This is a genomic window from Polyangium sp. 15x6 (assembly GCF_029960785.1).
GTDB lineage: Bacteria > Myxococcota_A > Polyangia > Polyangiales > Polyangiaceae > Polyangium.
Window position 1 is genome coordinate 1 of the sequence record NZ_JASBQE010000199.1, and the last position, 7,136, is coordinate 7,136.

Annotated in this window: 6 protein-coding genes; 1 reads left to right on the forward strand and 5 read right to left on the reverse strand. The window is 71.4% G+C overall.

What is annotated here, in order from left to right; translation table 11 throughout:
• Positions 1 to 1,485: DUF2169 domain-containing protein (locus QHF83_RS52425; protein WP_282425719.1), on the reverse strand; the 1,485-nt coding region annotated here is incomplete at its 3' end.
• A 51-nt stretch (positions 1,486 to 1,536) separates the two neighbouring features.
• Here QHF83_RS52425 and QHF83_RS52430 point away from each other — a divergent pair.
• Positions 1,537 to 2,109, forward strand: coding sequence for a hypothetical protein (locus tag QHF83_RS52430; RefSeq protein ID WP_282425720.1), 573 nt, complete (start codon positions 1,537 to 1,539; stop codon positions 2,107 to 2,109).
• A 110-nt stretch (positions 2,110 to 2,219) separates the two neighbouring features.
• Here QHF83_RS52430 and QHF83_RS52435 read toward each other — a convergent pair whose 3' ends face one another.
• From QHF83_RS52435 to QHF83_RS52450, 4 genes are all read right to left on the reverse strand, one after another.
• Positions 2,220 to 3,365, reverse strand: a complete 1,146-nt coding sequence (locus QHF83_RS52435) for a hypothetical protein (RefSeq protein ID WP_282425721.1) — start codon at positions 3,363 to 3,365, stop codon at positions 2,220 to 2,222.
• Positions 3,362 to 4,144 carry a hypothetical protein gene (locus QHF83_RS52440; protein WP_282425722.1) on the reverse strand — a complete coding sequence of 261 codons (783 nt, stop codon included), beginning with the start codon at positions 4,142 to 4,144 and terminating at the stop codon, positions 3,362 to 3,364. Before QHF83_RS52440 ends, QHF83_RS52435 begins: the two co-directional genes overlap by 4 nt.
• 68 nt (positions 4,145 to 4,212) lie before the next feature.
• The gene (locus QHF83_RS52445; RefSeq protein WP_282425723.1) at positions 4,213 to 5,349 is read right to left on the reverse strand and encodes a hypothetical protein; all 1,137 of its coding nucleotides are present in this window, start codon (positions 5,347 to 5,349) and stop codon (positions 4,213 to 4,215) included.
• Between the two features lie 121 nt (positions 5,350 to 5,470).
• A partial coding sequence (locus tag QHF83_RS52450; protein ID WP_282425724.1) for a PE-PGRS family protein occupies positions 5,471 to 7,136 on the reverse strand: 1,666 nt, incomplete at its 5' end.

The window sequence follows — 7,136 nt, forward strand, 5'->3', positions numbered from 1 at the left end:
CGGCGCGGACGGCTGCGCGGCGGGCGTGAACGGCGTCGCGGGCGGCGGCTGGGACGGCGCGGCGGCGGGCGCGAACGGCGTCGCGTTCGGCACGGCCGGCGAGGGGACGCTCACGGAGGACTTGCGCACGGCCGAGAGCCACGGCGGCGCGGCGTCGCCGGGCTGCGGACGATCGGCCGGCGGCTGCTGCGGCGTGCTCGCGGGGGGCGCCACGTTCTTCGGCGCGATGAACGGCAGGCCGCCCGCGGGCGCGACGCGGGGCTGCGGCAACGGGTTTTCCGCGCGCGGCGCGTTCATCTGGCTCAGCGCGGAGACCGCAGGCGACGGCGACGGTGGTTTGGCCGGGATGTCGCCCGCCACGTCGGGCCGCAGGAACGGCACGGTCGCCGGTCGATGCGGTTTGGACGGGGGCGGCGTGGGCCGCGCGGGCGCTTCGGACGGCGTCTCCGGGAGCTGCTCGCTCGCCTGCCCGCTCGCCACGAGCAGATGCTCGACATCGGCCCACGTGAGCCGCTGCCCCGGCTCCTCCATCGCGACCACCACGCGCCCGAGCCCGTGCGGTCTGTCGAGGCCGATCTGCCCGCGCCACGTCAGCGTGCATTGCGCCCGGTCCGTGTCGATCCAGAGCGTGTCGCACTTCATCGTGAGGTCCTGCGGGTTTCCGCCCGGCCGGACCACGAAGGCGCGCGGATGCAGCCCGGGCAAGCTCGTTACCATCCGCGGGTGCTGCGGGTGCAGGTTCTCGAGCACGATGCGCTCGTTGTCGCGCAGCTCGTCGAGCTGCTGATCGCGCGGGGCGCAGTCGAAGTACGCGGGATCGATGTCGTCGGGCACCGGCTGCTCGCGGACGAGCTGCTGCGAGAACGACGACGCGTGCGCGCCGAGCGCCTCCATCCGACCCGGCCACGTCGGCGCGATCGGGCCATACCCGATCGGGGGGATCACGTCCGCGCGGCTCTGCACGAGAAGCCCCGGCGGCTGCAGGTTCGGCACGGGGGATACGCCGTACGCGTCCGGCTGCGCGTCGGGCCGGATGCCCACCGGGTTCAGCGTGTCCGGACCCCCCGTCGCGCGCTCGTAGCGCAGCGGCACCTTCGTCACGCGGCTCGTCTCGCGCACCGCGCCGTCCGGGCCGAACACGCGCTCGCCGAACGCCTCGATCGATTTGTCGACCCCGCCGACGACGAGGCGCGTGAGGATCGACCGGGACGCTTCGCCGCGCGGGGCGAACGCGTTGCCCACGAGCACCACGTCGGCGCGCACCTTGAACGGAACGAGATCACTCGGCGAGTACACGCTGCGCGCGGGATCGTCGTTCCAGTGGTTGTCGTCCTCGTTCGGATCGTCCTGGTTCGCGGCGAGGCGCGACTGAACGGGCGCGAGGTCGTACGTGGCCTTGCAGACGACCGTGAGGACCCACCCGCCGCGTCGTGGCTGCCAGAGCAGCGACGCGACCCGGAAGGGACAAACCGTGACGACCTCCATGGGGGAGTGATACTAATCGACCGTCGCGAAAGCGGATACGGGGGTTCTGGCATGACGGCGATGATCTCGGCGCGGCCGTGGGTTTTGGCGTGTCTCCTGTCGCTCTTCACGGTCGCGTGTGGTCCGCCGTGGACCGTGGTGGCGAAGGCCGTGCCGAATCCGTTCGTGAACCAGCGAAGCTTCGCCGTGGAGCCCGTGCATTTCGAGGGGGTCCGGATCGGCGACAAGAGCGAGGCGGAGTACCAGGCGTCGAAGGACGCGGATCAGCAGTCGAGCTGGGACGAGGACAAGCGAGCATTCGCCGGTGAATTCGGCCGAGAGCTCACCGAGGAGCTGCCCGAGGTCCAGTTCGTGTCCGCGCCCGCGCCGAGCCCGTTCGTGGTGCGGCCCATGGTCACCTTCATCGAGCCGGGTTTTTACGCCTACGTCGCGGCGCGGCCCTCGGAGGTGCGGATGACGCTGGAGATCTGGGGCGCGGGGCCGCAGCGCCTCGACGTGCTCCAGTTCCGCGCCGTCGTGCCCGCCACGATGACGAACCCTTCGAGCGGCGGGCGGCTGCGCAGCGCCGGCGAGATGCTGGGCGCGCAGGTGGCGGAATACCTGCGGACGCGCGTCTTCCCCTAGTCCCGAGGGGGACGCCTCGCGTCCCCCTCTCGACCGGGCAAAGCCCGGCCGATTCACCCCCCGAGGCGATCTCGCTTCGCGATCTCGCAGAGCGCCGATCGGCGCTCTCCCTAATGCAGCGTGTGCCAGTCGCCGTCGTGCTCCACCTTGGGCACCTCGGCCTCCGGCGGGAACGTTTTGCCGATGTCCACGCGCTCGCGCTCCGCGTCGATGCTGTCGATGCGCTCGATGAGGAGCGGCGCGGGCGCGGGCCTCGGGCGCGGCAGGGGCGCGGGCTCGATCGCGAGGGGCCGCGGCTCCTTGCGAGGCGCGGGCGTCGCTGCCGCGCGGCGACGCTCGAGCACGCGCTGCACGAAGAGGACCAGCACCGAGAGCGCCCAGACGCCGATCCCCGCGAGGAACACGGGCAAAAAGCCATACCGCCGCGCGAGATCCTCCCGCCACGCGAGCTCGATCTGCGCGATGGGCGCTTCATGCGCGGCCGCGAGCGCCTGCTCGAACGGCTCGCCGCTCCGGGCCCGCTCGAGCGTGCTCACGAACGCTGCCCGGCGAGGTTTGTCCGTCAGGAACCGCGCCAGATCCGCGGCCTGCGCATACGCGAGCGACGTCTCCGGCGCGTCGGCCGGCAGGCCTCCTTCGAGCGCCGCGATCCCGTGCAGGCGCCTTTGCAGCGTGGCGAGCAGCAGCGACTGCGCGCGGATCGCCGAGGCCTCGCCGGCCACGTGCGCGGCGAAGCCCTCGTGCAGCCAGAGCGGCGCGGGCTTGTGGTCGAGCGCCTCGTCGAGCGCCACGTGCGCGAGCGCGTGCGGCAGGGCCACGCCGAGATCCGTCGGCTCGAGCGATCGATGCGAGCCGAGGCTCGTCACCACGAGCCGCTGCTTCGAGAAGGCGAGCGCCGGCGCATACCCGGGCACGTCTTCCAACGGGCCGAGCGAGCGCACTTCTTCGGGCACCGCGGCCACGCGGATCTCCACCGCGCCGAGGACCTCGTGGCCGAGCAGCTCGCTCATGTTCTTTCGCGCCCGGAGCACCGCGGGAATCGCGGCGCGCACGCGCTCGTGCGCCGAGGGGTGGTAGGCGAACGTGAGGCCTGCTTCCTGGAGCTCCAGGTACCCCGTGGGGCGCGCGGGGACGTCCGCGCGTGGATCGGTCACGACCGGCGCGTCGTGCGGGCGAGACGGCGCGGCGAACGCGTTCGCGGCGACGAGCCACGACGCGACCGACACGAGCGCGAGCGCCGACGACCACGCTCTCACGGTGCGACCTGCCCTTTCAGCCGGACCATGCCCGTCGAGTCTTCGGTCACCTTCGACGTGATCAGCACCGCGGCGCCCGCGGCCACGATCGCGCCGAGCGGACCCCAGAACCAGGCCGACTTGTAGAACGGCTTGCGCGTCGGCTCCTCCGGCTTCGGCGGGGCGTTCGTGCTGGTTTGCTTCGGCGCGATCGGCGCGGGAGCCTGCGCCTGCGGCACGACCACGAGCTTGCGCAACGTCGCCGCGGCGCCGGGCCACGTGTAGCGAATCTCCCCGGCCTCGCTTCGCTCGATCGTCGGCCCGAGCTCGAGCGACTCGTAGCGCGCCGTTCCGACGCGGAGCACCCGCGCGATCGGGCGATCGCCGGCCATCGACACGGCGACCACGATCTCGGCCTTTTGCTCGGCTCCGAGCGAAGCGAGCAGCCTCCGGCTCGGGGCGTCGTCGTTCGTCGTGAGCGCGCTCCGCACCTCGGCGAGCTCGCGCTCCTTTGCCGGCGCATCCGCCGCGACGGCCTCGCCGGCGAGCACGCGCGCCGCCCGATCGTCGAGGCCTGGCCGGAGCGCCTCGTCCCGGTAGATCTCGCGCGCGAGCGGCTTTGCCGCCGCCTCCACGCCGCTCCCGATCGCCACGACGACCGCCCCGCGGCCTGCGGGCGCCGCCGTCGCCGCTGTCGCCCCTGACCCTCGCGCCTCGGGCTCGGCCGCCAAGCTGACGCCCGTGGCTCCGAGCCACGTCCCGCACCCGACGAGGGTAAGGGCGAGCACACGAGAACGCATGCGCGGATTTTACGGAGTACCTATCGCCCCGTCAAAGTGTTTTTCGGTGAGCGCTGGGCCCATTCTGCTCACAGCTCGCGCTCGTAGACGCGATATTTCTTGTAAATGCGCCCGCCCATCAGCCGGATGCCGGCATTGATGGCCGCGTTGTCCTCCAGCGTCCACGAGAGCTCGCCGCGCTCGAGGCCGAGCAGGTGCGCCGCGCGGTTCATGGCGACGTAGAGGAACGCGGAGAGCCCCGCGTACTTGCGCACGTGCCGGTACTTCTTCTTGATGCCGAGGATGATGAGCCGCCCGCTCTTCGGCCCCTTCACGCGCAGCCGATAGAGGAGCTTCGCCACGTTGAACGGAAAGAGTTTTCCGTCGAAATCGTGGATCACCTCGTTGAGGTTCGGCAGCGCGAGCGCCACCGCGGCCGGCTCGCCGTCGATCGAGACGAGGTAGGTGATCTCGGGGAACAGGATGAGCTTCATGTCCGCCGCCATCTTGGCGAGCTCGCGCTCCGAGAGCGGCACGAAGCCCCAGTTGTCGCTCCACGCATCATTGAAGATGTCCATGAGGACGCGGACCTCTTCGCCGAAACGGTCGGGGTCCAAGTGGCGGGCCGTCACCTCGGGCATCGCGAGGATCTCGTCGTGCGCCTTCTGCGCCCGCGTCGGGACCGAGCCGACGTCGTACGTCCACGCATAGAAGTCCTTGAGCTTCTTCAGGCCCGCCTGCTCGATGAGCCCACCCTGGTAGGGCCGGTGGTGGGGCATCATGATCATCGGCGGCGTATCGAAGCCCTCGACGAGGCAGCCGAGCTCCTCGTTGATGTTGAGCGAGATCGGCCCGCGGAGGAGCTTCATCCCCCGCGCGCGGTTCCAGTCCGCGGCCTTTTCGAGCAGGGCCCGCGCGACCTCCGGGTCGTCCATCGTATCGAGGAACCCGAAGAACCCGGCCGCGTCCTTGTGCCGCTCGAGGTGCGAGTGGTCGATCTGGGCCGTGATACGCCCGACACGGCGCCCGTCCCGGTAGGCGACGAACGCTTGCGCGTCACCGTGGTCGAAGAACGGGTTCTTCTTCCGGTCGAGCCGGTCCTCGAGCTCCATGTCGAGGGGACGCACCCAGACGGGATCGTCCGCGTAGATGTCCCGCGCGACGTCGAGGAAATCCCGCCGCCGCTTCTTGTCCTTCTCGCCGAGCTCGACGATCTCGATGGCCATTGCCCGCCGTCCGTACCGTTCAGAGGCCGGCGACGCAAGAGGAAACGAGAGCGTAGCAACGAAATGGGGCGACCCGCGTACGGACCGCCCCATTTCGTTGCCTCACGCGACGCGCGTGGCTTCAGTTGATCTGGATGTTCAGGCCCGACGTGCCGTTCTGGCCCTTGCCGCCCACGCCGCCCTCGGGGTTCGTCCCGCCGTTCGCGCCGAGGCCGACCGCGCCCGTCGAGCAGCTATTGCCCTCGTACGTGAACATGACGCCGCTGGCGCGTGCGAGGCACGCGCTCGGGCCACCGCCGCCGCCGCCGCCCGGGCCGCCCGCGCTGCCCTTGCCGCCGTTGCCGCCCTTGCCGCCGGGGCCGCTGTCGTCGCTGTTGCCGCCGCCGTTTCCTCCGATGCCGCCCGTCTGTCCGAGCGCGCCATTGCCACCGAGCCCGCCATTGCCGCCGGCGCCCGTCTGGATCTCGTTCTTGGACACCGTGACCTTGCCGGAGGCGGCGAACACGCCGAAGCTGCCGCCGCCGCCCTTGCCGCCCTTGCCGCCGTTGCCGCCCTTGCCGCCGCAGCCGCCGCTCCCACCGCCGCCGCCCTTGTCCCATTCGCCGAAGCAGAGCCCGTCGCCCTTGCCGCCGCCGCCGCCGCCGCCGCCGCCGCCGCCCTTGGCCGTCTGGGCGTTCGCTCCGTCGCTGCCGTGGGCCGGTACATAGAGACTGGCCATCACGCTGCCGAGCGCATTGCCACCCAGGCCGGCCGCGCCCTGCGAGGAGGGGTCGCCATTCTGACCGGTGCCACCCGCGGGACCCGCGCCGCCGATGCCGGGCGTGCAGCTGTTTGCCGACGACCCTTGGCCCCCCGGCGCGCCGCCGTTCCCGGGCGAGCCATTTTGACCCGCGGAAGAATTCGCGCCGCCGTCGCCGCCCTTTCCGCCGGGCGCGTCGCAGACCTGCGCCGCGCCGCCGATGCCGGAGTTGTTGTTCTCCGCTGCCCCGTTCGTCCCGTTGATCCCGTTCGGCGCCTGCGACTGCGCGTGCGCCATTCCGTTGCCCCCGACGTCGCCGCTGTTGGCGTTGCCGATCACCATCTTGTTGTACCGCACATAGAGCTGCCCGACGCCGCCGCCGAGCCGCACGCCGTACGTGCTCTCGCTCGCGCCCTGCGGCGTCGCGGCCTCGATCGAGATACCCTCGATGTGCGTATCCTTGTCGATTTGCGGCGCGTAGAACACCGTGCCCACGGCCTTCACCGTGGTCGTCACCGCGGACGTCCTCCGGAAACGGAAATCGGCATTGTTATGGTCGAACCCGCCGTAAATGCTGATCCCCGAGACCACGGTCACGGCCTCGTTGTAAATCTCGCCCGAGAGGCAGACCGACGGTACTCCCTTTGCCTGCGCCTGCTGGATCGCCGCGGCGATCGTCTTCATCGGCTCCTGCCGCGTGCCCGCGCTCGCGTCGCTGCCCGCGCCCACCGAAACGTAGATGCATTGCTCCGCGACGCCGTCCGTACCGTCGCAGTTGTCGTCCTTGTATTGGTCGTCGATCGGATCGCTGTCGGCGCTCACCAGCGTGCACTGGTACTCGCAGCCGCACTGCTCGCCGGTGAGCGGGTTTCCGTCGATGTCCCAGGTGCCCGTGGGGCAGCCCGTGGAGCATGGATCGACCATCCCCCCGCCCGTCCCGCCGCCGCCCGTCCCGCCTGCGCCGCCTGCGCCGCCCGTCCCCCCGGTGCCGCCCGTGCCGGCCTCGCCGCCCGCTCCGCCCGAGCCGCTCGACGCGCTCGCGCTGGAG

Bases quoted from the DNA above. Each gene is read 5' to 3' on its own strand.
- QHF83_RS52430 (WP_282425720.1), top strand. From the start codon at position 1,537: ATGACGGCGATGATCTCGGCGCGGCCGTGGGTTTTGGCGTGTCTCCTG.
- QHF83_RS52440 (WP_282425722.1), bottom strand. From the start codon at position 4,144: ATGCGTTCTCGTGTGCTCGCCCTTACCCTCGTCGGGTGCGGGACGTGG.
- QHF83_RS52445 (WP_282425723.1), bottom strand. From the start codon at position 5,349: ATGGCCATCGAGATCGTCGAGCTCGGCGAGAAGGACAAGAAGCGGCGG.